Consider the following 25,051-nt stretch of genomic DNA (forward strand, 5'->3'; position numbering starts at 1 on the left):
GCTGACTGCAGAAAACAAAAAGCCAGCACAAGGTGCTGGCTTTACATAAACAAGATTTCCGACATTTAGAAGCTTGCGTTACCTGGTGTACGTGGGAATGGAATAACATCACGTACGTTTTGCATACCAGTCACATAAGCAACCAAGCGCTCGAAACCTAGTCCGAAACCAGAATGAGGTACGGTGCCATAACGGCGAAGGTCGCGATACCAAGCGTAGTCTTCTTTCGACAATTCCATTTCTTCCAAACGGGCATCGAAAACATCCAGGCGTTCTTCACGCTGCGAGCCACCAATAATTTCACCAATACCTGGTGCAAGTACGTCCATAGCTGCAACGGTTTTACCGTCGTCGTTAATACGCATATAGAATGCTTTAATATCCTTAGGATAGTTTTGCATAATGATAGGCGCGCCAACATGTTCTTCGGCTAAATAGCGCTCATGCTCAGAAGACAAATCGATTCCCCATTCAACAGGGAATTCGAACGTCTTTTTGCAGTTTTGTAGAATGTCGATAGCGTCTGTGTAGTCCATGCGAACAAAGTCAGAACTCACTAGCTTTTCTAAGCGTTCAACGGCATCTTTTTTAATGCGCTGAGCAAAGAAGTTCATGTCATCTGGCAGCTCTTCAAGTACGGCTTTACATACATACTTCAGCATATCTTCAGCTAGTTGAGCAATATCGCTCAAATCAGCAAAAGCGACTTCCGGCTCAATCATCCAAAACTCAGCCAAGTGGCGAGATGTGTTTGAGTTTTCTGCGCGGAAAGTAGGTCCAAAGGTATAAACCTTAGACATAGCTGTACAGTAAGTTTCAACGTTCAACTGACCCGAAACGGTAAGGTAAGTTTCTTTACCGAAGAAATCTTCTGAGTAATCAACGTTACCTTTGTCGTCTAGTGGTAAGTTCATCATATCTAATGTAGATACGCGGAACATTTCACCAGCGCCTTCTGTGTCACTTGCGGTTAAAATTGGGGTTGACACCCAAAAGTGGCCGCGTTCGTGGAAAAAGCGATGGATGGCCTGTGATAAGCAGTTACGCACACGGGTTACCGCACCAATTACGTTAGTACGAGGGCGCAAGTGAGCGTACTCTCTCAAATACTCGATACTGTGACGCTTAGCTGACATTGGGTAGGTATCAGGGTTTTCTACCCAGCCTAATACCTCAACCTCTGTTGCTTCAATTTCTACCGATTGGCCTTGGCCTTGAGATGCTTTTACCACACCCGTTACCGATAGTGAGCAACTTGCTGTTAAACGCTGTACGTCAGCGTAATTTGACAGAGAACTCAGTGCCACCACTTGAATAGGGTCAAAGCAACTACCATCGTGTAGTGCTATAAAAGATAACCCAGCCTTAGAGTCGCGGCGTGTTCTTACCCAACCTTTAACGGTTACCGATTCGCCAACTGCGTACTTACCTTTAAGTACGTCGACAACGGGCGCATGCGTCATGTTAATTTCTCCGTCTCACTGATTTATGCTGTTTTGTGTCATTGGCCACAAGCAACAGCAATGTGCATTTGCACTAATAATGGTTTTTACGTCAATCTTTTGGATTTTCTGCCGATAATTCAGCATGTTTTAGAATTTTCATCCTGAAAAAGCGAGATAGCACTTAGTCATTTTAAAAACGCGAGAATGGCGTTTACAAGAGGACTAAAAATAAATACCGCTAATAACGCATAATCCAATAGCACGCTAGTATACTCAACCTAAAGCGGGATGCCAGAGAACAGAGTGACAAATGGGAAATAAATATAATCCGTACGGTGTTGAAGAGCGACGTTCAAGACCTAGAACCGAAACGAATTTCTTTCGCGTGATGCTGGCCCTGAATGTAGTAGGGTGGTTAGCCTTAGTCGTAACTCTGGTTCTTTTTCACTTTGCGCGCCCCGATTTTATCAGTGGTGTACAAGAATATTGGGGAATTGAAGGCGACACAGGGTGGTCGGCTGAATATGTAAAAGCCATGCAAATCATGCTGCAAGTGTGTTTATTGGTAAGCTTGGTCAGTATTGTAATGCGCGCCCGCCGAAGCAGGCGACAGGGCGATCAATTCGGTTTTAATTTATTCGTATTGGCCAGCATAGCTGTTATTAGCCTTATTACACTGGCCACTACTATGGGAGCCGCTACATAAAGGCGATGCTAATAAGCCAATAGGTGTAAATGGCGTAAGCTGCCACAAATGCGCCCCCTTCTACTCGATTTAAGCGCCCTTGGCGCTTGTAGCCAATGCAAAATACAAACAGTGCTACGGTGGCTGCTAGCATCACCACTACATCGCGATATAAGAAGTCAGCACTTACCGTCATCGGCTGAATAGTACCTGCAATACCTACTACGGCGAGGGTGTTGAACATGTTAGAGCCAATAACATTACCCAAGGCCAAATCGTGCTCCCCTTTTTTCACTGCAATGAGGGATGAGGCAAGTTCGGGCAAAGACGTACCAATGGCAATAACCGTCAAGCCAATGATGGTATCGCTAACGCCAAAGAAGGTGGCCACTTCAACAGCTCCCCACACTAATATGCGAGAGCTGGCTACTAGCAGCAATAGGCCGGTAATAAGCCATACAATATGGGTTTTAATAGTACCTTCTGTTGCATTGATTTCCTCACTGTATTCATCGGCTAGTTTATCTTTACTGCCTTGCATGCCGTGCCAAATACTCCACGAAATAAGCAACACAAACAGGCCTAGTAATGAGAAAGCATCATCCTTTGATACCGTTTGGTCTAGTACCTGCCAAGAGGCAAAAAAGGTAATGCCCAGTAGTACGGGAATTTCCTTTTTAATAATGTTCGATTTAACCGCAATAGGGCTGATAAGTGCGGTTAATCCTAAAATAAGCAGTATGTTAGCGATGTTTGAGCCGTAGGCATTACCTAGCGCAATACCTGAGTTACCCTGAATGGCCGCGAAGATTGAAACAATGATTTCAGGGGCTGACGTTCCAAAACCAATAATGAGCATACCAATAAGAAGTGGAGATACGCCAAAGTGATTGGCGACGGATGCTGCGCCGCCTACAAATTTCCCTGCACTCCATAGCAAAACCGGTAGCCCGATAAGAATGGCTAAACTGGCTAGTAACATACAATCTCCTATTTGTTTACTGAAATCTGTTCGCAGTATTTTTTATAAAAAAGCTAAGTGAAAACGACAGCTGTCTTGGGCTTTCGCCTCATTTCGGCTGAGCTTGAATCACAGCCAAGCGCCTTCTAACGGGCGATAGCTCTTCACCATCAATAACCCTACTGGATAGATTAGTTTTCGTTGTCTTAACGATGAAAAAAAGCCGTGCTCAATTCACTTTGCAATTTTCACTTTCGGCGTAAACTCAGCGCCATTCTTACTCGAGTGGTGGCGAATATTACTTTCAAATATCGCATCACTCGAATTGTAACTTACTTAATATTATTTAGAAGCGAATTACATGCACAATACGTTGATTGTGGCTGACGATGTTACGCCATTTAGCGAAACAGCGTTATCGGTACTTACTTTTCAAGATTACTTGGCGGAGTTTCCGAAACTTAATGAACCAAAAATACGGGTGATAAACCTGTGTGATACTACCCGCTATTTAAGCCAAGGGTACTATTGTTCATTGCTAGCGCAGGCACGTAACCATTTAGTATTGCCCGGTGTAAACACCATTAACGACCTACGACTAGCAGAAGCACGCAGTGTGGATAGGCTGCCTTTTGCATTGTCGTTACCCGTGGATGAAATTGACATTCCTACTGCACCTTTATTAGTACTTTTTGGTGAAGTTAAAGATCAGCGTTTCAAGCGTGTCGCCCGTCAAGCGTTTGAAAAATATCCGTGTCCGATTTTGCTACTTACCCTGTCGGTATCTGATTCCCGTGCAGATAAAAAGGAGGGTAAAAAAGTAAGTGGTAAACATAATGTGGTTGGCTTTGCTGATATTGCTGCGAAGCCCTTTACCGCGCTAGACAGTAAACAACAGCAGCAGTGTATTGCACAGTTAGAAAACTACACTACGAAACAGTGGCGTGCTTCTAAAGTAAGTAAGCGCACTCGTTGGGACATGGCTATTTTAGTTAACCCTGATGAGTCGACGCCTCCTAGCGATGAAAGAGCCATTCGCCACTTTGTAAAAGCGGCTGAGAAGGTGGGTTTTAGAGCTGATGTGGTTTCACGTTTGTCGCCTGAAGATTTGGGCCACTATGATGCGTTATTTATTCGTGAAACTACGGCGATAGACCATCATACCTACCGTTTAGCCAGAGCGGCTGAGCGAGAAGGGGTAATAGTGATGGATGATACCCAGTCTATATTGCGCTGTTGCAACAAAGTGTTTTTACAAGATGCGTTTACTTATCAAAAAGTACCGGCACCGAAAGCCACCTTTGTGTCGAACTCAGATGATGAAACCTGCGATAAGCTTATTGAAGAATTCGGCTTACCTTTGGTATTGAAGTTGCCAGAAAGCTCGTTTTCAAGGGGGGTACACAAAGCAGAAAACCGCGATGTGTTAAAAGCCCGATTAGTCGAGATGTTAGCAGAATCTGCCTTAGTATTGGTTCAAGAATATATTTTTACCGAGTTTGATTGGCGTATTGGTATGTTGGGCGGTAAGCCGATTTACGCGTGTCAGTATTTTATGGCGCGAAATCATTGGCAAATTTATCACCATCAAGGCGAGCGTTTTTCATCCGGTGGCTTTACTACTATGCCAACCTTTGAAGTACCTAAGCCGGTATTGCAGGCAGCAATTAAAGCAGCAAAGGTTGTGGGTGATGGTTTATACGGTGTAGACATCAAGCATTCAGGCAATCAGGTATACGTGATTGAAGTAAACGATAACCCGAGCATAGATGCTGGGGTGGAAGATAAGTATTTAGGCAAAGCCTTGTATGAGTTAATTATGCAAGAATTTGCGGACAGACTAGAGCGGCGAGGACGATAAGCATGAACAGTGCACTTGCTTCTGAATACAATAAACTTGCGCCTGAATATAAAGGTGGGGATGAAGCTGAAAAGAATGCCGTGAACAATGTTCAATTGAGAAAAGCCACGTTAGATGATGTGAAACGAATACAACACATCGAAAACACGTGTTTTAAAAGCGATAAGCTGAATGTTCGCCGCTTTCGTTTTTACGTTACAGCCAAACATGCTGAATTTTATATTGCCGAGCATCATAGCGCGCAAGGGGTTTCGCTAGCGGGTTATGGATTACTGTTGCTACGCAGAGGAACACAACTTACTCGGTTGTATTCCATCGCGGTGTTGCCCGAAGCCCGTGGCCTCGGAATAGCTGAAAAGTTGATAGCAAGGCTAGGGGAGCAGGCGTTAGCCAGGGGAAAGCGCTTTATGCGCCTAGAAGTGTCTGCGGACAATAAGGGCGCTATTTCACTTTACCAAAGGCTAGGTTTTAAACAGTTCGGTATGTACGTTGATTATTACGACGATCATTCAAACGCCTTGCGTATGCAAAAGGTATTGGTGTCATCGAAAGCCATGTCCCATGCTATATACCCTTGGTATCAGCAAACGACTGAGTTTACCTGTGGGCCATCGGCATTGATGATGGCCATGTGTTCATTGCAAAATGGTTTTGCAATGAACCAGCAAAAAGAATTGGCGATTTGGCGTACGGCGACCACAATATTTATGACGTCAGGCCATGGCGGTTGCCACCCTATTGGATTGGCGCTAGCGGCACAATTGGAAGGGTTTACGGCAGAAGTTTTGATTAACCAGCCTTTGCCATTGTTTGTGGATGGCGTAAGAAGTGAGCATAAAAAGCATATTGTTGGGCAAGTAGAAGCTGACTTTTTGCTTCAAGCGCAAAAAAGTAATATGGCTATTGCTACTGAAGAGTGGCGTGTTGATGCTATAGAACAAGCGCTAGATGCTGGTAAAGCGGTGGTGTGCTTAATAAGCACCTATGCATTTGACAAGAAAAAAGCACCACATTGGGTGGCTATTACCAGTTACGATGAACAATGCTTTTATTTGCACGACCCCGATGCTGACGAAGGCAATAGTCAAAACGAAAGTCAGCGTGTTGAATTTCAACACATTCCAGTGGCAAGAGACGACTTTGTTCGCTTAGCCAGTTACGGTACACGCAAAGTGCGTACGCTAGTGCTACTGTCTACAAAAGCTGCTATCTAAAAAGCTACTTTCTAAAGCATTTCGCGGCTGATGGGAATGACTGATTAGCCAAGATTGCTTCAATAATAAAAGCGCGGTTGTTTTCATAACGCTAGGGACTACAAACTTAAGGCAGAGTGAAAAGCCTTAATTTAGGCACCTTGAGCTAGAATATAGCAGCGCAGTTATTAATGCCTAACCTGCGCAATTGTTACTTCTTCATTAAGCGCGTTTAGGCGGTTAACTAAACCTGATAATTCTTTAACTGAACCAGAATAGGCAAGTTGCTTGCTGGTGTGTTGACCTTTCACCGCAGACTTGAAAATGGCCGTGCTTTCGAAGCAGGCTGTTTTCTTATCAAGTGCGTCCCACTCAGTTTGTAGCTCGCTAGGGATACAATGACGTTTTGCACTGATTTTGTCTTTTATTTGCAACACTTTCCCAATAAGTAATTGTGCGTCAGTAGGCATTATGATTCTTCCTTACTATTTAACTAACTAAAATAATTGCGCTTTTTTGTTATTGGCACGGTTTATTTATGCTAAAACAAAAAACTCCTATTAAGCTTACTGCATGGAGAATGCCAAATTTGCATAGAAATTATTCAAAGTGCATTTAGGATGAATAGGTAGGGGAATAGTGTAGGGAGAATAGACGTGCAAGTGAGGGGCATAGTTGCCTTGCTCTGGCTTTACATTGTTTGCCTCGCTATATAGGGCGTAATAGGCTGCGCCAAAGAGCGTTAACGATAACTGGCGTGCCGTGGCTTTTGCTTCAAGTGCCTGACTTGGCAGTAGCAAAGGTATGGGCCCCACAATAGTAAATTAATCAGTAAAGCAGTGATAAAGCTGAAAATAATTGATGATGGGGTAAGCGGCACGGATGGGCTGAAATTACCCAATACCTTCTGCAGTGTAGGCGCGTTTGAGGGTGTGAGCATATACCAAGCTTTTTCATAATAGTGGCCGTGCTCAAGGTTCTTGATCCCTTGTTCTATATGGTCTAGCTTGGTGAAAAGCGTCGATTTACGTTCTGCATCTGCTCTTACCACGGCTTCACTGTTTTGCCTTAGTGCACTTAACATTGCCCCCACTGATGCATAGCCATGCTGCGTTGCTAATGCCGACATGGCAGACACTTCTTCGCGGGTTGCATCGTAATAGCCGCTCAAGTACTGACGATAGTGATCGGCTAAAATAGGCACCTGCAGTGCGGCAACAAACAGAGTGGCAAAAACGATTTTATCAAAAACGCGTACAAACATATAAATGACTGACCTAGAGTTATTTTTCAGCGATTAAGCAGTGTATAAATTACGGTAGACCAGTCATCGCACCCCTATATTTTCACCTTATACTTCCGCTTAAATAGGTGTAGATAGCATGGGTCAGTTTGCTGAGTTGGTCTGGGCTAATGATGTATGGAGGCATAATGTATACCAGCTTACCAAAAGGCCGTATCCACACACCTTGTTTTACAAAGTGGCGCTGAATATCGGCCACGTTGACAGGATGAACGGTTTCAACCACACCTATTGCGCCTAGCACTCTCACATCGGCTACCGTAGGCAGGTTGGCACATTTTGACAGTTCAGTGTGTAATTGTTTCTCAATGGCGGGGATTTGTTGCTGCCAGTGATTTTCGTTTATCAATGACAAGCTAGCATTAGCTACGGAACAGGCAAGTGGGTTACCCATATAAGTGGGGCCGTGCATGAATACGCCAGGTGAGCCTTGGCAAACACCTAATGCAATATCTTCAGTACATAAGGTGGCCGCTAAGGTCATGTAACCGCCAGTAATAGCTTTTCCTAAACACATAATGTCTGGAGAAATGCCTGCATGTTCACAGGCGAATAGCTTGCCTGTTCGCCCAAATCCAGTAGCGATTTCATCACAGATAAGTAGCACGTCGTAGTTGTCGCAGAGTTGGCGGCAGCGTTTTAAATATTCAGGGTGGTAAATACGCATACCGCCCGCACCTTGGACAACGGGCTCAAGAATAAGCGCTGCCATTTCATGGTGATGGTTTTCGAACAGCTCGGCCAAAGGTAAAATGTCGTCTTCGCTGAACGTCTGGCCGAAACGGGTTTGTGGGGCTGGGGCAAATAGCTGTTTGCTTAAAACACTCTCAAATAAGCTGTGCATTCCGTTTACCGGATCGCATACCGACATGGCCGCAAACGTATCGCCATGATAACCATTGCGTGGTGCTACAATGCGAGACTTTTCTGGGCGACCTTGGCACGCCCAATATTGAATGGCCATTTTGATAGCCACTTCTACCGAGACCGAGCCGGAGTCGGCTAAAAAGACCCGTTCAAGTCCATCAGGTACCATTTCTAGAAGCGTGCGACATAGGTCGACCGCTGGCTGGTGGGTAATGCCGCCAAACATCACATGGGAAAAAGCATCTATTTGGCTGTGGGCCGCTTGGTTTAATACAGGGTGGTTGTAACCGTGAATGGCCGCCCACCAACTCGACATGCCATCTACTAAAACGTCGCCCGTTGAAAGCGTAAGCTCTGCTCCTCTAGCGCCAACCACTTCATAGCAAGGCAAGGGGTTAGTTGCTGACGTATAAGGGTGCCAAATGTGTTTCTTATCAAAATCTATATTGTTCAAAATTCAACCGTTAGTAAAGCTTTTGAAATGGTCAGAGTTGACAACTCGTGTTTGGAGCATAGACTAAGCCAGCATTCTTAATTAGTAAAGGACAGTCAATGACTCTGGCTTCAGCGCCTGACGCGCAAAATAATACAATTCGTCACGATTGGTCACAAGCCGAAGTAGAGGCGCTTTATGCCTTGCCATTTAACGACTTGCTGTTTCAAGCGCAGGTAGTTCACAGACAACACTTCAATCCAAACGAAGTACAAGTAAGCACCTTGTTGTCGATTAAAACCGGTGCATGCCCGGAAGATTGTAAATACTGTCCGCAAAGCGCGCGTTACGATACCGGCTTAGAAAAAGAGCGTTTGCTTGAAATCGAAAAAGTGATTGAACGAGCAAAAGAAGCCAAGCAAGTAGGCTCTACTCGTTTTTGTATGGGTGCTGCGTGGCGTAACCCACGTGACAGAGATATGCCTTATATTGTAAAAATGGTGGAAGAGGTTAAACAACTTGGTCTTGAAACCTGCATGACACTTGGCATGTTAACCCGCGACCAAGCGGTAGCGCTTAAACAGGCTGGTCTAGATTATTACAACCATAACCTTGATACCTCGCCTGAATACTACGGCGATATCATTACCACTCGTACCTATCAAGACAGACTAAACACCCTTGAAAACGTGCGCGCGGCAGGCATGAATGTGTGTTCTGGCGGTATTGTGGGTATGGGCGAAACTGCAGGCGACAGAGCCAGCTTATTGATTCAATTAGCGAACTTGCCGGAACAACCTCAAAGTGTACCCATTAACATGTTGGTTAAAGTAAAAGGTACGCCACTAGCCAGTTTAGAAGATTTAGATTATTTCGAGTTTATCCGCACCATCGCAGTAGCCCGTATCATGATGCCTAAATCTCATGTGCGTTTATCTGCTGGTCGCGAAGCCATGAATGAACAGATGCAAGCGCTGTGTTTTATGGCGGGTGCTAATTCTATTTTCTATGGTTGTAAGTTGCTGACTACGTCTAACCCAGACACCCACGAAGATGTTATTTTGTTTAAAAAGTTGGGTATAAACACCGAGCGAACTCGCGATTTTTCTGATGAAGCACATCAGCAAGTGTTGGAAGAAGAAATTGCACAGCAACAAGAGCAAGGCTCTGATGCTAGCGATTTATTTTACGACGCTAGTGCACCGCGTAAACAGAAACAGCAGCCCGCGGAGGCATAATGGCCTTCGATTGGCTTGAAGCCCGCTTAAGTGAGCGGGCTCAGCAAGGTTACCTGCGTAAGCGGGTATGCCAGCAGTACGAAAAAGACAACATTATCTGTATTGATGGTGAGCACTATTTGAATTTTGCTAGCAATGATTACCTTGGCATGCGCCATCATGAAGGTGTGTTGCAAAGCTGGGTAGAAGGCTTGGCGCAATTTGGCGGTGGCAGCGGCGCGTCGCCGTTGGTAACGGGCCATACCCAAGCACATTTGGCTCTTGAAGCGTACATCGCTGACGGTTTAAATCGAGACGCTGCGTTATTGTTTAATTCGGGTTTCGCGGCTAACCAGGCATTATGCATGGCGCTATTTAGTCGTGATAATCATCAAGGCGCTAATCATCAAAACCCAAGTGCCGCGGCCGGCAGTAAGCATACCGGTGAAATTTTTGCCGATCGGCTTATGCATGCGTCCTTCCTTGAAGGCGCTATGGCAACCAAGGCCAAGTTGCGTCGCTTTAGGCATAACGATCTAGCTCACCTATCCAATTTATTAGCTAATTTACTGAACAAGGCGGATACAACCAATAACAGTGACAAGCTAATAGTCACTGAAGGTGTATTCAGTATGGACGGCGACAGCGCCCCCCTTCGTGATATGGCGGGTGTAGCAAAGCAAAACAAAGCATGGCTAATGGTAGACGATGCACACGGTATGGGCGTATTAGGTGAAAACGGACTGGGAAGCATTGAAGCGCAGGCGTTATCTCAAACCGACGTACCTATAGTGATGGGTACCTTTGGCAAAGCCGTGGGAACCGCCGGTGCGTTTATAGCTGGAAGCCAAGCGCTCATTGATTACCTAGTCAACTTTGCCAAGCATTATGTCTATTCCACTGCCATGCCGCCGGCCCAAGCAGTAGCAACATTATATTCGTTAACGCACATTGCTGCTGATTCGAGTCGAACCGACGCGTTGAATCACAATGTCGCGTATTTTCGCGAACGGTTTAGTGCCCAAATCGGGAGTGCACGTCGTAGCAATGATGACAGCGAAGACGAAAATGGATACACACTCAAAGCGTCATCGAACAAAGCTTCGTCAACCAAAGCTTCGTCAATCAAAGCTTCGACAATAAAAAAACCGTTGAACCAAGATTCGTCAAATACCCATCATGCTCTGGTCTTGGCTAATTCACATAGCGCAATACAACCTATTATTGTAGGCAGCCCTGAGCGCGCTTTAGCATTAAGTGATGCGCTAAAAGCCCGAGGCATATGGATACCTGCTATTCGCTATCCTACCGTACCAAAAGGGGAAGACCGATTGCGCATTACACTAAGCGCTACCCATACCCAGCAAGATATAGACGTACTTGTTGATGCTATTGCCCTAGCGATGGAGTCGACATTATGAGCCCGCAATCCTTGGCTAAACAAGCGCCACAGCCGGTTTCTCAACCGTTTTACCAACAGGGCGCAGTTGCAGTGCATGCTGCTAGTCACTCTGATGGTCTATTAGACCCACAATCAGAAAGCGGTATAAGCGAGGCGGTGGTCGCGAAGCAATTTTCAAAAGCCGCAGATAAGTACGATAACGAAGCGCATATTCAGGCCGAAATTGCGCAGGCAGGGTTAAACAACTTACCTATTTCCTTACATGGTGACGTACTTGATGTTGGCTGTGCAACGGGAACCCATAGTGATGCGCTGCAACAACGTGGCGCAAACGTCACGGGGGTAGATATTGCACCAGGCATGGTACACAACGCACAGGCCCGCTTCCCTGATATTAATTTCAAGCAGGGTTCAGCGCAGTCGCTACCGTTTCAAAATAACTGCTTTAGTACGGTATTTTCCTCTATGGCATTGCAGTGGTGTAACAGCCCGCAAGCAGTGGCTAGCGAACTTTATCGAGTACTTAAGCCATCGGGAATGGCAGAAATTGCCATTATGGTGAGTGGTTCTTTTTCTGAGCTTCATAAAGCGAGAAGTGTTGCCCAATTACCTGCTGCGGTTACGCGTTTGCCTGAAGCTAGGTTGTGGCTTAATTCGTTTCTTGGGGCTGGGCTGCGGGTTAGCCGTCTTATTAATAAAGATTATGTTGATGAGCACCAAGATGTACTTTCTTTACTTCGTTCAATTAAAAACGTTGGGGCGGGAACTACGGGGGCTAAACAGCAATCCCTTTCGCGCAGTGACATTAAGAAATTGTCGTTGGCCTATAAAAATATTAGCGCTGTCGATGGCGTGCTACCCCTTACTTACAAAGTGTGTCATTTCAGAATAGAGAAACCATGAAGCAGTATTTCATTACCGGAACCGATACCGAAGTAGGTAAAACCTACGTTACCTGTCACCTACTAAAAGCCGCTGAAAGTGAGCAAAAAACGAGCTTAGGTTATAAACCTATTTCGGCAGGCTGTGAAAAAGTGGGAAACGACTGGGTAAACGAAGACGCATCTGAAATTCAGCAAGCAAGTAGTATTAAACTGCCTATCAGTACTATCAATCCTATTACGTTTGTTCCGCCGATTGCGCCGCACATCGCAGCTAAAGAAGCGGGCGTAACATTAACCAGTGAAGCTGTGATTGAAGGGCTAGTTCGCCTGCAACAAGAGACTCCAGATCTTTTGTTGATGGAAGGAGCGGGAGGTTGGCGATTACCGTTAACCGATACGCTGTTTCTTTCAGATGTGGTTAGCGACTTAAAAATGGACGTGATTTTAGTGGTGGGTATGAAGCTGGGCTGTTTAAACCATGCATTGCTTACCGCGCAAGCAATTCAAAATGACGGGCTTAATATTGTAGGTTGGGTAGCTAACGATATCACCGGTTGTATGTCTAGATACAATGACAATTTGGCTACGCTTAAAAACGTTATGCCAGCGCCCTTATTGCTGGAAGTGCCTTTTTCAAGCGCGCCAAGTAAAGATGCCTTAACGGCTGCTATTCATAAGCTCTGTTAAATCTTCATTTTGCGCTATTGGGCGTTTTTCATTACCTAAAAAGATAAACCCGCCTTTCTCACCCACCAGTGTTAATTGCTGCTTAGACAAAGAAAGAGCGGTACCTTCACGAATGGCTACCACGGGGGTGGTGGGGTTTAGCACCGTAAATTCAGCCAATCGCTGATCACGTGTTTCACCATTGTGCCCCGGCGGGTGATAATCGCTGTAGTGCGGATTCAACTGAAAAGGGACTACATTGAGCGCATTAAAGCTTTCTGGCTCAACAATTGGCATATCATTAGTTGTACGAATGCTTTGCCCACAAATATTAGAGCCGGCACTCCAGCCAATATATGGCGTGCCTTCAGCAATGGCGTGCTGAAGTGGTTCCAATAAGTTTTGTTGGTATATAGTATGCATCAAATGGAAGGTATTTCCGCCGCCTACTACAATGGCTTGATTATTTGCCTTTGCATTTTTGATTGCCTGTACAGGGTTATCAAAGGTATGAAGCCCTGTCACTTTACATTCTGGCAAGGCTGTTGCGACAGCTGATACATAGTTGTCGTAGCTTTGTGTCACTGCTGCGTAGGGAATAAATAGTAGGTCGCGAATGCCACCTAAGTGTGCAAGAATAAGGCTTCTCGCATGTTCAAGGTACGCTTCGTCGCCCTGACGAGAACTACTTAACATTAATACATGTGCGGTCATTACTGCTCCACAATTTTTTTAAACGGCGTTATTTACGTGAAAGTTAACATAAAGTTTAGCTTAGTGCCGTTATTGGTTTTAAAGGAATTTTTATATGGGTCAGAACACATCGGTGTTATTCGTTTGCTTGGGTAACATTTGCCGTTCACCTACGGCCGAAGCTGTGTTTCTTGCTAAGGCTGCTCGAGCTGGCTTAAAACTAGACATAGACTCTGCAGGAACCCATGGGTATCACATTGGCAAACAACCAGATAAACGCTCGCAAGCGGTTGGCGTGGAGCGTGGTTATAGCTTCAAAGGCTTAAAGTGTAGGCGGGTAGATGAAAAAGACTTCGAAAAGTACGACTACATTCTGGCAATGGATAATAGCAACCTAGACAATCTACGTGAAATGTCCGCGCCGGAACACCACGAAAAAATTCACTTGTTCTTAGACTTCGCTGACAGTGAAGATAAGGAAGTTCCCGACCCTTATTATGGCGGAAAACGGGGCTTTGAATTAGTGTTAGATTTAATTGAAGAGGCCTCTGACGGGCTAATCGCACATATTCAACAGAGCTAGATATGCACACTGTGTTAAAGGGAAGGGCTGCTACCTTCCTACTTTGTGGTGTTACCTTCCTGCTCACCGTTGGCGTGTTAGCCACGGTATGGCTAACCGATTCACCCACGGCATTAAAACAACACATCACACTACAGCTTCAAATTCCGCTTATCATTACCGCCGTTTTAGTCGGTAGTGTATTGGCAGTCAGTGGTGCTACCCTTCAAATAGTATTACGCAATCCGCTGGCAGACCCAGGTATTATCGGTATCACTAGCGGCGCCAGCTTAGTGGCTGCAACCCTGTTATTACTCACCCCTTTGTGGGCACAGCCTTATCTCCATTATATATTGCCTCTAGGCTGCTTCATTGGTGCATTAATAACAACGTTTGTTATCTATCGCCTTGCAAGAAAACTTCTGGGTTCAGCGGTTGCTGTTATTTTATCTGGCATTGCTATCTCTACCTTGAGTGGGGCTGTTATTGCTTGGATGTACATGTTTAGTGATGCCCAATCCTTGCGTAACCTAACATTTTGGCTGATGGGAAGTGTGTATCAAACCACGTGGCCTATTTTGTGGGTAAGTGGCCCACTTATTATAGGGAGTTTGTGGTATCAAATACGTCAATCTGCCAAATTCAATCGTCTGTATGCTGGTGATTTAGCCGCGTTAAGCAGCGGCGTGCATGTGCAACAACTTACCGAACGTAGCCTTATTGCTACCGCCGTAGGGGTAGGAGCGGCGGTGTCTATTGCGGGGGCTATTGCCTTTGTTGGGCTGTTAGTGCCGCACATTCTTCGGCTTATTCTTGGCCATGACAATAGAATACTGTTACCCGCAAGCGCGTTATGTGGCGCCAGTTTATTACTTATTGTGGTGCTCATGTCTGAACTTACTCGTGCGATAACCCTGCCTGTATCTATGATCACTGCCACCTTAGGCGGCCCCTTACTCATTTGGGCATTAATGAAGGGGCAGCTTCGATGAACCCAGTTATTTCATTGCGCGATATTTATGTGAAAAAGCGTTTAACTAATATTACCCTTGATATCAATCAAGGCGATTGCGTACATATTTTAGGCCCGAATGGTGCAGGAAAATCTACCCTGTTATCGATAATGGCTGGCGTATTAGCCGCTGAACATGGCGAGGCTTTGCTGCTAGAACAACCCCTACATCAATGGCCTTTAAGTGTATTGTCGACATTTAGAACCTTATTGGCACAGCAAAGTGAAGCTGTGTTTGCGGTCTCTGTAAAAGAATACCTTTCGTTTTTTTCAAGTGAAACCGTGTTTGAACTTCCCAATTTGCTAGAAGCCACACTGGAAGTAACCGGTTTTTTTCCTACGCCCTTAAATAGACTTTCAGGTGGGGAGCGCCAGCGTGTTGAAATTTGCCGCACATTACTGCAAGTTTGGCCTGCCATTAAGCGGGGCGAAGCGATTTTGCTATTAGATGAACCCTTGCAAGGGGTGGATATTCGACACCAATATGCGCTGATGGCGCTGTTTCAAACCTTATGCAATAAAGGGAATACCTTAGTGCTAAGCAGTCATGACATTTTATTAAGCGCAAACTATAGTAATACAGTACTGCTAATGAAACTCGGTACGAGCGTAAGTTTCGGTTTGCCCGAGTCGGTATTGTCAGTCAAAAACCTAGAACATACCTTTGATTGTCATTTTGCAGTGAATAAGCGCGACGACTTTCTAGATATTCAAGTTTGCGCACCTATTGTATTAGATCAAATGTGGTAAAGTAGCGCGCATACAGATAAGCGCTCACACACAATGAGATTAACGTTTGCCTAAACGTAAAAAACATTTAAATCAGGAGAACCCCTTGAGTAATTGGCAAGTAGACAGTTGGAGGCAAAAACCTATCCTTCAACAACCAGAGTACGATGATGCGGCACAACTTAAACAAGTAGAGCACACGCTAAGTACATATCCTCCGCTGGTTTTTGCCGCTGAAGCCCGTGATCTTCGCCGTCAACTTGGTGAGGTTAGTTTAGGTAAAGGTTTTCTGCTTCAAGGCGGTGACTGCGCCGAATCGTTCGACGAATTTAATGCGCCAAAAATTCGCGATACGTTTAAAGTATTGCTTCAGATGGCTATTGTTTTAACCTTTGCAGGCCGTTGCCCAGTCACCAAAGTGGCTCGTATGGCGGGTCAATATGCTAAGCCTCGTTCATCAAATTTTGAAACCCGCGATGGTGTTACACTGCCAAGCTACCGCGGCGATATTATTAATAGTTTCGAGTTTAACGAAGCCGCTCGCCGCCCAGATCCAAACCGTTTGATTGAGGCGTACCACCGCAGTGCATCGACGCTTAATTTACTTCGCGCTTTTTCTCAAGGTGGTTTGGCCGACCTTCACGAAGTAAACCGTTGGAATATGGCTTTCGTTGAAAACAACCCGCTAAAAGAACGCTACCACGATATGGCTGTGCGTATTCAAGATACATTGTCGTTCATGGACGTGATTGGCATTAATTCGCAATCTAGCCCAACTTTACATGAAACCTCGTTGTTTACGTCGCATGAAGCATTGCTGCTTAACTATGAACAAGCCCTAACACGAATTGATACACTAACTGGCAAGCCTTACGATTGTTCTGCGCATATGATTTGGATTGGTGAGCGTACCCGTCAGCTAGACCATGCTCACATTGAGTTCTTCCGTGGTATTCACAACCCTATTGGTGTGAAAGTTGGGCCTAGCATGGAAGAAGATGAACTTATTCGTTTGATTGATGCACTAAACCCGAATAACGACCCTGGTAGGCTGACGTTAATTACCCGTATGGGGGCTGATAACCTAGCTGATAACTTGCCGCGTTTATTACGTCGCGTTAAAGCAGAAGGTAGACACGTAGTATGGAGTTCAGACCCCATGCACGGAAATACGTTCTCTGCATCAAGCGGTTATAAAACTCGTAATTTTGATGCCATTTTGCGTGAAATTAAACAGTTCTTCCAAGCACATAACGATGAAGGCACGCATGCTGGTGGTATTCACCTTGAAATGACAGGCCAACACGTGACCGAGTGCACTGGCGGTGCGTATGAAATTAGTGATGAAGACTTAGCACAAGCGTACAAAACTCAATGCGATCCTAGACTAAACGCCGATCAAGTACTTGAAATGGCATTCTTAGTTGCAGACCATTTGCGCAACGCATAAGCGTTAGCAAAACAGAGTGAAAAGGGTAAATCGCATGTCGACTTACCCTTTTTTTGTCTGACCTTTAGATTAAATCATCACCTATGTGCACAGCACTAAACGCTAGTATGAGAATGAAGATTCTTTATGCACAAGCGATTCAAATTATTAACGAATAACGCACTACTAACAAATGCTAGGCTATCCACAACCACACCGAACCAAGAAAATGTGTTAAACGCAATGAGGCCAGTATAAGAGCCTAGTGCACCACCGAGATAATACCCCAGCATGTAAATACCATTTATTCGACTTTGCGCTGAAAGGTCGATTGAAAATACGCGAACTTGGTTGGACACTTGGGCACTGAATATCCCCAGATCGATAAGAACTATACCTACAATTAACCCCCATAAGTTTTCACCGAACAAACCTGAAATAGTAAACCCAAGAAAGATAAGCCCCAACGCTATATTTATCATATTGCGAACGCCCACTTTGTTTACCAAGCTCCCCGATACTTTTGCACCCACAATACCTGCCAATGCCACTACACCAAAAAGCCCCGCTTGTTGCGCATTGTAGTTAAAAGGAGACTCATGAACATGTAAAGCTAAGGTAGCCCACAAGGCGTTAAACGCAGCGAACCACAAGCTTCCGGTTAACGCAGACTGACGAAGCGCAGCATGTTGTTTTATTAGCGAAATCATACTTAATACTAACTTGGGATAAGGCATTGTGCTGGCGGGTTTATTCGCAGGTAAGTATAAATGGAGCAAGATGCCAAAACATGTAGCTAGTAGTGCTGACATGAGAAACACCGCGCGCCAATTAAAGAACTCTCCTACAAACCCACTTACGGTTCTAGACAATAATATGCCCACGGTTAGCCCTGTCATGATAGTACCGATAACTTTCCCTTTATTCTCTGGGGTACTTAAGGACGCCGCGAATGGAATGATTTGTTGCGTAATATTGGCCCCAAGACCAATTGTGAAACAGGCGGCAACGAGCATAAATAAGCTAGTTGTTGAAAATGCCACGAGAGAAGCGATAACAAGTAAAAGAGACAGTAAACCAATTATCGTTTTACGGGATACGGTGTCGCCCAAAGGAGATAGAAATAACAAGGCCGCAGCATATCCAATCTGGCCAGCAGACGGAATAGCACCGAGCTGGTGGGTACTTAGCCCCAGATCTTTGCCTATTTGCGGCAATATAGGTTGATTGTAATATAGATTAGCAACGGTAGCCGCTACCGCGCTCGACATGAGCAACAATTTACCTGTTGTGAGAGAGGGGGATGATTTGGTATCCATAATAATATCTACATGTTGTGTGAGCTGTTAATGGAGGTATTTTATGGTGTTTTTATTTATTACAGAAATGATGGATTTGTGTTTAATTAATCCCGGTTTTGCATAAGTTATCTTTTGAGGTGTGTCATTCACAGCGCATAAAAACTCGTAGTAGGATAATAGAGTGGGTTAAGCGCTTACTTGTTATGCACCATTAAAAATAAAATAGTGAACCGAACTTAGTCGTCATTAAGGAGTGGCTCAACAACTGACTCTAATCCATTTAGTTTAATTTCGTACATGAGCGCGAGTTGCTGCCCCAGCTTTCCTTCGGGAAAACCTTGTTTGTTAAACCAAACTAAATAAGGTTCTGGTAGGTGAAACAGGCGCCGTCCTGCATACTTTCCGAATGGCATGGTTTGGTTGATTGCACTTTTTATTGCTTCTGGATCCATATTGCTCAAAATCACTTTAATGTCGTTAGGTTGTTAGTGTGCCTACAAGGTGCCAATATTCTCGTCTGCGATGAACAGGTATACGCGCTTGTGTTCACGCTTTGAATATAAATGTCGAATATACCAGATGAGTACATTGGGTAAGAGCCACAAGCCTCATCACTTTTTTAGTCTTCACTGGCCCATACTTTCATGATTTGAATCTCGCTGCTGAGTAGCCCACAGCCTATTGTATATACCTTGTTGTGCTAAAAGAGTCTCGTGGGTGCCATGTTCGGCAATCATGCCCTTGCTTAACACTAAGATGGTATCGGCATCGACGATAGTAGAAAGTCTATGCGCAATAACCAAGCTAGTGTGGCCTTTTGCGGCGTCTCGTAGCGCACCTAATATCGCTTGCTCTGATTGACTGTCTAACGAAGAGGTCGCTTCGTCGAATATCATAATTGGCGCACCTTTTAACAGCGCACGGGCGATGGCAACTCGCTGTTTTTCACCGCCAGAGAGCTTTAGCCCACGTTCGCCTACTGTTGTGTCTAGTCCGTCTGGCAAGCTTTCAACAAATTGGGTTAAATGCGCAAGCTTAATAGCATGAGTAACTTCTTCGTCGCTAGCATCAGGGTTGCCGTAACGGATATTTTCTACCAAGGATGTATTAAACAACACGGTATCTTGTGGAACAATACCGATATGGCTTCGTAAACTGTGTTGGCTAAGTTCGCGAATATCCTGCCCGTTTATGAAAATGCCACCCTCGGTGGGGTCGTAAAAACGAAACAGCAACTTCATGATGGTGGATTTTCCCGCACCACTTTCGCCAACCACAGCAATCTTAGCGCCTGATGGCACCTCGAAGCTGATTCCTTTTAAAATAGGCCGTGCTTGCTGATAGTGAAATTGAACGTTAGTAAAACGTATGTTGGCCTGTTTTGCTGAGAGGTGGGTAGCATTGGGTTTATCTTCAATTGCAGGTTTTTGGGATAGCAGGGAAAACAAGTTTTGAATGTTCGCTAGCGAGCCACGGATTTCCCGATACACAAAGCCCAAGAAATTGAGGGGCATAAATATTTGCATGGTGAAGGCGTTAATTAGCACGAAATCACCAATGGTCATCTCGCCTTCCATTACGCCATAAGCTGCATTCGCCATCATGGCTGTCATTGCTAGGGCAATAATGCTGGCCTGTCCGCCATTTAAGGCAAACAGTGATAACCGATTTTTACGCCTGGCTTTTTCCCAGCCAGCTAAATCTGTATCGTATCGATTTGCTTCGAAGCGCTCATTGTTGAAATACTTTACGGTTTCAAAGTTAAGTAAGCTGTCTACCGCGCGTGAGTTGGTGGTGGAGTCGGCTTCATTCATTTGCTGCACAAATCGCGTGCGCCAATCGGTGGCTTTCATCGAAAACATGACATAGCTGATGACACTGACCACAATGATCATCGCAAACGACCAGCCAAACTGAATCAATAGCAATACCACGACTAAGCCAATCTCTAAAAGGGTAGGCACAATATTGAACACCATAAACCGCATTAAGAAACTTACGCCGTTTGTGCCACGTTCTATATCTCTGGATAAGCCGCCCGTTCTGCGGTTTAAATGGAAACCTAAATCTAGATTGTGCAGATGATTAAATACCTTTAAACCTAGCCGGCGCATAGCACGTTCGGTAACACGCCCGAACAGAGTATCTCTTACTTCGCCAAGTAAAACATTGGTGAGCCTAAGTGCGCCATACGCAATAATTAAGCTGATAGGCACGGCAATGGCCAATGCTTCCACATCACCATTTAAACTATCTACCGTGTATTTGAGTACATAGGGTAGACCAATGCTGGCAAGTTTGGCAGCGACTAAGCACAGTAGCGCTAATGCTACCCGACCTTTGAACTCAAGAAGATAAGGCCATAACTGTTTGAGCACTTGCCATTTGATAGGCTCATTCTCGTTTAGCGGGAATCGATTTTTTCGCATGGTGTAATTATGTTCTCACTGCATATTTGTGACGTTGTAAAACGATGACGCTAGCGGAAGGCAGGAAGGAAAGCCTCTGTACAAAGGTGAATTATGGTAGATTAACGAACTCTAAACTAAATCGTCTACGGTGAACCGTTATATTTATTTAAGATAAATAAGGCAACGGTACGATAAAACGTTCTAATTTATGCGTTATCGAGCATTTCATTCTTATTTGCAGCCGCGTAAACTGGCTCAAAGACATCATAGTCTATTTAACCACACTATTTGTTTCACGTAGCCCTTAAGGGAGAAAATTTGTTAGAAGATAGCTTTGGACGACAATTCCATTATTTGCGTTTATCAGTAACGGAGGCGTGTAATTTTCGCTGTCAGTATTGTTTGCCTGACGGTTATCAAGGTCCTTCTAGTGAGCATTTTCTTTCCTTAAGCGAAATCAACACGCTATTGAGCGCGTTTTCAGGGTTGGGTACAACAAAAGTCCGGCTTACAGGCGGCGAGCCAACACTTCGCCGCGACTTTCTTGATATTTTAAGCGCAACGGCAAATACACCTGGTATTAAGCGCGTGGCCATGACCACCCATGGTGGCCGTATGGCTGAATATGCTGCCGCTTGGAAGCAGGCGGGTTTACACCAAGTGAATGTCAGTATTGATAGCTTAGATCCCAGGCAGTTTGCCGCAATAACTGGGCAAGATAAATTGAAGCAGGTTTTAGCTGGGCTCGATGCTGCGGTTGAGGCCGGTCTTGATGTAAAAGTAAATTCGGTGCTGTTAAATGACTTTTCTGATGCTAGGTTGAATCGCTTCCTTGATTGGCTGAAAACCATGCCTGTCACATTGCGGTTTATTGAATTGATGGAAACCGGCGATACCACTAAATTTTTCAAAGCGCAGCATCAAGGTGGAACACCACTTAAGCAAACGCTTATAGATGCTGGATGGCAACCCATGGTTAGGCGCAAAGATGCCGGGCCGGCGCAGGAATTTTATCACCCTGATTATGCGGGTAGAATTGGCCTCATAATGCCGTACAGCAAAGATTTTTGTAAAAGCTGTAATCGACTTCGCGTTGCGGCAAATGGTAAATTACATTTGTGCCTATTTAGTGAGCACGGCATTGATATGCGACATCTATTAGCTGACCAAGATGTAGTAGGGCTACAACAGTTCTTAGTCGAGTGTTTAGGTGAAAAGCATGCGACGCATTTTTTACATGAAGGCAACACAGGGGCAACGAAGCATTTAGCCATGTTAGGCGGCTAACAGTTACGTTTGTTGCGCCAAAAAATACGAAAGCACTAGTATAAAGTGGCTCGTAAAAATAACGATAAGAAAGGGAAGTCTATGTTTATTGAAGATAGTGCGCGTCTGTCTTTCCATTATATCACCGATGCTGATGTTGAGTTCCTTTGGGAGCTTGACCAAGACGAAGATGTAATGCGATTTATAAGTGGTGGTAAAAAAACATCTCGTGAAGATATTACCAACACGTTCGTACCACGCTTTCAAGCGTATTCAAACCCTGCTCTAGGTTGGGGGTTATGGCGAGTGCAAGAAAAAGAGAGTGAAGAGGATATCGGTTGGGTTTTAGTTCGACCTTTTGGCTTTTTCACAAAAGAACCTGAGATTGATAATATTGAACTTGGTTGGCGTTTCAAACAAGCTAGCTGGGGGCGGGGATATGCCACTGAGGCTGCGATACAAGTGAAAGACGCCCTGTATCAAATTGGTATCGACAAATTTTGTGCTATGGCAAAACCTGAAAATCTAAATTCCATCAAAGTGATGGAAAAACTAGGCATGAGTTTTAGTCACGAAGTTGAATATAAAGATAATCTCTACCAAGAAAAGGTAGTGGTTTACACTACTTGATCTAACAGCCCTTTAACCGTTTCATAGCGTTGGCTTTGTTCTTCAGATAAAGAAGCACTTTCCAGCGTAAAGCGGCACTTCTTCATTACCGCATTCATACTGGCTTCTGCTTTTCCTTCACGGGAACGCCGCATTGCTGACGCTTGAAGTAGGTTTAACGCAATGGCAGGGTTGCGGGGCATAACCCTGAATGCTTGCTCAAAGGTTTGGTAAGATTTCATTAATTCGCCACGCTTATATTGCACGACGGCCACGTCATTAAGGTTTTTAGGGCTGATTGATATTGCCGTTTTCTCCTCTACTTCTTGATTAATATAACGGCTGAGTAAACTATTTGGCGCATCCAGCTCTTTTTGTCGTAACGTCGCCTTGTCGAGTAATTTGAGGGCGCTTCCTCTTAACCCCAAGTCGTGGAAGGCTTTTGCCGAGTCTAATAACGTTTCGACAGATTGGTCTTCTAGGTTATCAGTATCTAGGGCGTCGAGCAGATCTTTTGCTTTATCATTTTCATCTTTTAGATAGTGAATACGGGCGCTAATAACGTGGAGCTGATGATCGAGATTCACCTTTGGGTAGGCGCTTTTCAATTGGCGTAGATATTCATTGGATTGTTTAATAATTTTGTTTGTTTGTGAGGTTTCTGCCGTCATCGCAAAATCAATACCCGCCCTAGCAACAGACAAGTACATCTCTGGGGTATCGTGTACCGAGTTTTTACCGAAACGAACCACTTTTTTAGCGCTATTAAATTGCCCTTCATAGTCGTGGGTTAGCCTCGCGAGTTGCACCGCAGTAATATGGCGCATGACATTTCGAGGTGAAATGTCACTGGCTACATTTACACATTCTAGTGCTTCATCATAGGCTTCTAGCTTAATTTGCAACTCGGCCAATAAATCGTATGCACTCAGCATACTTTCTGGTTGCAGCGCTAGCTTAATAAGATCTTTTTCTGCATCATCAAACTCATCTAGGTGGATATAGCATTGAACGAGGCCGAGCTTTGCCCACGTAAAATTTTGAATATTGATGATTGATTGGTAAAAAAGCTTCGCGTTTTCAAACTGGCTATTCAATAACAATAAGTCGCCCTTAGTTTTAAGTGCTAATGGGAAGTGCTCAGCATTTTTAGGTTCAACTAAAATAAACTCTAATTCTTTAAGTGCTTGCTCGGGATTCTGGTCATCCATGTAACGATATACATCATGAAACACCTTTTTATGAGTGACGACTTTACTAAGTCGTTTATCTAGTTCGTTGACGGAAAATGGTTTTGCTAAGAATTCATCGGGTTGCAGTTCGATGATGGCATGGACCACATCTATAGCAGTGTCGGCACTGGTAAAAATGAAGCCGGTAGTAAGAGGAATAATTTTTTCAGTTTTCAGTTGCTCGAATAAATTGTAGCCGCCTTGTTCGTGCCTTAAGTCATAAGCGCAAACGATAACATCGTACTGCCGGGTGCGAAGTGAGGTAAGGGCATACGCGGCACGATCTACATAATCAATATGTTGGAAGCCAAGCTGCTCCAAAGCATATTTTATATGACTTTTTGCCAAAGCCTGATCTTCCGCTATTAATAAACGGGTTTGTCTAGCCAACTGTAGGTTCATTACAACCTCGTATATGCGTCAATGCTTACTTGTGTAAACAACCTAATCAGAGTTTAGTTGATTAATTAACCTATCACCATCGTTAAATAGGGTCTTTAAGATTGCGATGCATGGCATGAAAAACAGGTAGAGGGCAGGGGGAAGTAAGTTTTCTTTTGAAAGAGTGGTGGACGTCTGCTGTGGTTCCTAACGAAGTTATCGTAACGAAGTTATCGCAACGAAGTTGTTGAACCAGTGATTTTTGATTGTATAAAGATAAAGAGAGATGGTGGGCGCTGCTGTGGCTCGTAACGAAGTTATTGAACCAGTGATTTTTGATTTTATAAAGATAAAGAGAGTGGTGGACGACTGCTGTGGTTCGCAACGAAGTTGTTGAACCAGTGATATTTTATTGTATGAAGATAAGAAAGATGGTGGACGCTACTGGGCTTGAACCAGTGACCCTCGCCTTGTAAGGGCGATGCTCTCCCAACTGAGCTAAGCGTCCG

23 protein-coding genes and 1 tRNA gene are annotated in these 25,051 nt (G+C 44.6%); 13 read left to right on the plus strand and 11 right to left on the minus strand.

What is annotated here, in order from left to right:
- Positions 1-65: 65 nt before the first annotated feature.
- Positions 66-1,463, minus strand: a complete 1,398-nt coding sequence (gene asnS / locus KYS23_RS16305) for an asparagine--tRNA ligase (protein ID WP_013784826.1) — start codon at positions 1,461-1,463, stop codon at positions 66-68.
- Between the two features lie 292 nt (positions 1,464-1,755).
- On the opposite strand from asnS, the gene KYS23_RS16310 reads away from it, so the two are divergent.
- Positions 1,756-2,151: a hypothetical protein gene (locus KYS23_RS16310; protein WP_159531357.1), complete on the plus strand. Its 396-nt coding sequence runs from the start codon at positions 1,756-1,758 to the stop codon at positions 2,149-2,151.
- Here KYS23_RS16310 and KYS23_RS16315 read toward each other — a convergent pair.
- Positions 2,144-3,112: a calcium/sodium antiporter gene (locus KYS23_RS16315; RefSeq protein WP_159531355.1), complete on the minus strand. Its 969-nt coding sequence runs from the start codon at positions 3,110-3,112 to the stop codon at positions 2,144-2,146. The two genes, KYS23_RS16310 and KYS23_RS16315, sit on opposite strands and share 8 nt — an antisense overlap.
- Positions 3,113-3,452: 340 nt before the next feature.
- Here KYS23_RS16315 and KYS23_RS16320 point away from each other — a divergent pair, with 340 nt between their 5' ends.
- Positions 3,453-4,952 (plus strand): RimK family protein, encoded by a 1,500-nt coding sequence (locus tag KYS23_RS16320; protein WP_218397904.1) that lies wholly within the window; start codon positions 3,453-3,455, stop codon positions 4,950-4,952.
- 2 nt (positions 4,953-4,954) lie between these two features.
- Positions 4,955-6,166, plus strand: a complete 1,212-nt coding sequence (locus tag KYS23_RS16325) for a GNAT family N-acetyltransferase/peptidase C39 family protein (protein ID WP_159531351.1) — start codon at positions 4,955-4,957, stop codon at positions 6,164-6,166.
- Between the two features lie 167 nt (positions 6,167-6,333).
- Here the strand turns inward: KYS23_RS16325 and KYS23_RS16330 are convergent, their stop codons facing one another.
- From KYS23_RS16330 to bioA, 3 genes are all read right to left on the minus strand, one after another.
- Positions 6,334-6,615, minus strand: coding sequence for a hypothetical protein (locus KYS23_RS16330; protein WP_159531349.1), 282 nt, complete (start codon positions 6,613-6,615; stop codon positions 6,334-6,336).
- A 272-nt stretch (positions 6,616-6,887) separates the two neighbouring features.
- Positions 6,888-7,409: a DUF2937 family protein gene (locus KYS23_RS16335; RefSeq protein WP_218419401.1), complete on the minus strand. Its 522-nt coding sequence runs from the start codon at positions 7,407-7,409 to the stop codon at positions 6,888-6,890.
- Positions 7,410-7,491: 82 nt separating this feature from the next.
- A complete protein-coding gene (bioA, locus tag KYS23_RS16340; protein WP_159531345.1) occupies positions 7,492-8,769 on the minus strand; it encodes an adenosylmethionine--8-amino-7-oxononanoate transaminase in 1,278 nt (425 codons plus the stop codon).
- 98 nt (positions 8,770-8,867) lie between these two features.
- Here bioA and bioB point away from each other — a divergent pair, with 98 nt between their 5' ends.
- From bioB to bioD, 4 genes are read left to right on the plus strand one after another with little or no spacing between them, the layout of a single operon-like run.
- The gene (gene bioB, locus KYS23_RS16345; protein WP_013784818.1) at positions 8,868-9,986 is read left to right on the plus strand and encodes a biotin synthase BioB; all 1,119 of its coding nucleotides are present in this window, start codon (positions 8,868-8,870) and stop codon (positions 9,984-9,986) included.
- Positions 9,986-11,386, plus strand: coding sequence for an aminotransferase class I/II-fold pyridoxal phosphate-dependent enzyme (locus tag KYS23_RS16350; RefSeq protein ID WP_218419403.1), 1,401 nt, complete (start codon positions 9,986-9,988; stop codon positions 11,384-11,386). The genes bioB and KYS23_RS16350 overlap by 1 nt, the downstream gene beginning before the upstream one ends.
- Positions 11,383-12,270: a methyltransferase domain-containing protein gene (locus KYS23_RS16355; RefSeq protein ID WP_218397898.1), complete on the plus strand. Its 888-nt coding sequence runs from the start codon at positions 11,383-11,385 to the stop codon at positions 12,268-12,270. Before KYS23_RS16350 ends, KYS23_RS16355 begins: the two co-directional genes overlap by 4 nt.
- Positions 12,267-12,938, plus strand: coding sequence for a dethiobiotin synthase (gene bioD, locus KYS23_RS16360; protein ID WP_218397897.1), 672 nt, complete (start codon positions 12,267-12,269; stop codon positions 12,936-12,938). Before KYS23_RS16355 ends, bioD begins: the two co-directional genes overlap by 4 nt.
- Here the strand turns inward: bioD and pepE are convergent.
- Positions 12,909-13,631, minus strand: coding sequence for a dipeptidase PepE (gene pepE / locus KYS23_RS16365; RefSeq protein ID WP_218397895.1), 723 nt, complete (start codon positions 13,629-13,631; stop codon positions 12,909-12,911). The genes bioD and pepE overlap by 30 nt on opposite strands.
- A 94-nt stretch (positions 13,632-13,725) precedes the next feature.
- Between pepE and KYS23_RS16370 the strand changes: the two genes are divergently transcribed.
- From KYS23_RS16370 to KYS23_RS16385, 4 genes are all read left to right on the plus strand, one after another.
- Positions 13,726-14,193 (plus strand): low molecular weight protein-tyrosine-phosphatase, encoded by a 468-nt coding sequence (locus KYS23_RS16370; RefSeq protein WP_159531335.1) that lies wholly within the window; start codon positions 13,726-13,728, stop codon positions 14,191-14,193.
- A gap of 2 nt (positions 14,194-14,195) precedes the next feature.
- Entirely contained in the window at positions 14,196-15,164 is a 969-nt protein-coding gene (locus tag KYS23_RS16375; RefSeq protein WP_201299259.1) for a FecCD family ABC transporter permease, read from the plus strand.
- On the plus strand, positions 15,161-15,934 hold the full coding sequence (locus KYS23_RS16380; protein ID WP_159531333.1) for an ATP-binding cassette domain-containing protein: 774 nt from the start codon (positions 15,161-15,163) through the stop codon (positions 15,932-15,934). The genes KYS23_RS16375 and KYS23_RS16380 overlap by 4 nt, the downstream gene beginning before the upstream one ends.
- An 85-nt stretch (positions 15,935-16,019) precedes the next feature.
- Complete coding sequence (locus KYS23_RS16385) at positions 16,020-17,363, plus strand: class II 3-deoxy-7-phosphoheptulonate synthase (RefSeq protein ID WP_159531331.1); 1,344 nt, start codon at positions 16,020-16,022, stop codon at positions 17,361-17,363.
- Positions 17,364-17,458: 95 nt separating this feature from the next.
- Here KYS23_RS16385 and KYS23_RS16390 read toward each other — a convergent pair whose 3' ends face one another.
- From KYS23_RS16390 to KYS23_RS16400, 3 genes are all read right to left on the minus strand, one after another.
- On the minus strand, positions 17,459-18,661 hold the full coding sequence (locus KYS23_RS16390; protein ID WP_246604453.1) for an MFS transporter: 1,203 nt from the start codon (positions 18,659-18,661) through the stop codon (positions 17,459-17,461).
- Between the two features lie 218 nt (positions 18,662-18,879).
- Positions 18,880-19,095 carry a DUF3820 family protein gene (locus tag KYS23_RS16395; protein ID WP_013784808.1) on the minus strand — a complete coding sequence of 72 codons (216 nt, stop codon included), beginning with the start codon at positions 19,093-19,095 and terminating at the stop codon, positions 18,880-18,882.
- 174 nt (positions 19,096-19,269) lie between these two features.
- The gene (locus tag KYS23_RS16400) at positions 19,270-21,072 is read right to left on the minus strand and encodes an ABCB family ABC transporter ATP-binding protein/permease (protein ID WP_218419405.1); all 1,803 of its coding nucleotides are present in this window, start codon (positions 21,070-21,072) and stop codon (positions 19,270-19,272) included.
- Between the two features lie 300 nt (positions 21,073-21,372).
- Here KYS23_RS16400 and moaA point away from each other — a divergent pair, with 300 nt between their 5' ends.
- Both moaA and KYS23_RS16410 read left to right on the plus strand, forming a co-directional pair.
- A complete protein-coding gene (gene moaA, locus KYS23_RS16405; RefSeq protein WP_218397893.1) occupies positions 21,373-22,341 on the plus strand; it encodes a GTP 3',8-cyclase MoaA in 969 nt (322 codons plus the stop codon).
- An 81-nt stretch (positions 22,342-22,422) separates the two neighbouring features.
- Entirely contained in the window at positions 22,423-22,950 is a 528-nt protein-coding gene (locus KYS23_RS16410; RefSeq protein ID WP_218397891.1) for a GNAT family N-acetyltransferase, read from the plus strand.
- On the opposite strand, the gene KYS23_RS16415 is transcribed toward KYS23_RS16410, so the two are convergent.
- A complete protein-coding gene (locus KYS23_RS16415; protein ID WP_218397889.1) occupies positions 22,938-24,563 on the minus strand; it encodes a response regulator in 1,626 nt (541 codons plus the stop codon). The two genes, KYS23_RS16410 and KYS23_RS16415, sit on opposite strands and share 13 nt — an antisense overlap.
- A gap of 411 nt (positions 24,564-24,974) precedes the next feature.
- A tRNA-Val gene (locus KYS23_RS16420) sits at positions 24,975-25,050 on the minus strand.
- Position 25,051 lies beyond the last annotated feature (1 nt).

The sequence above is a fragment of the Alteromonas lipotrueae genome, assembly GCF_019249255.1.
Taxonomy (GTDB): Bacteria; Pseudomonadota; Gammaproteobacteria; order Enterobacterales; family Alteromonadaceae; genus Alteromonas; species Alteromonas lipotrueae.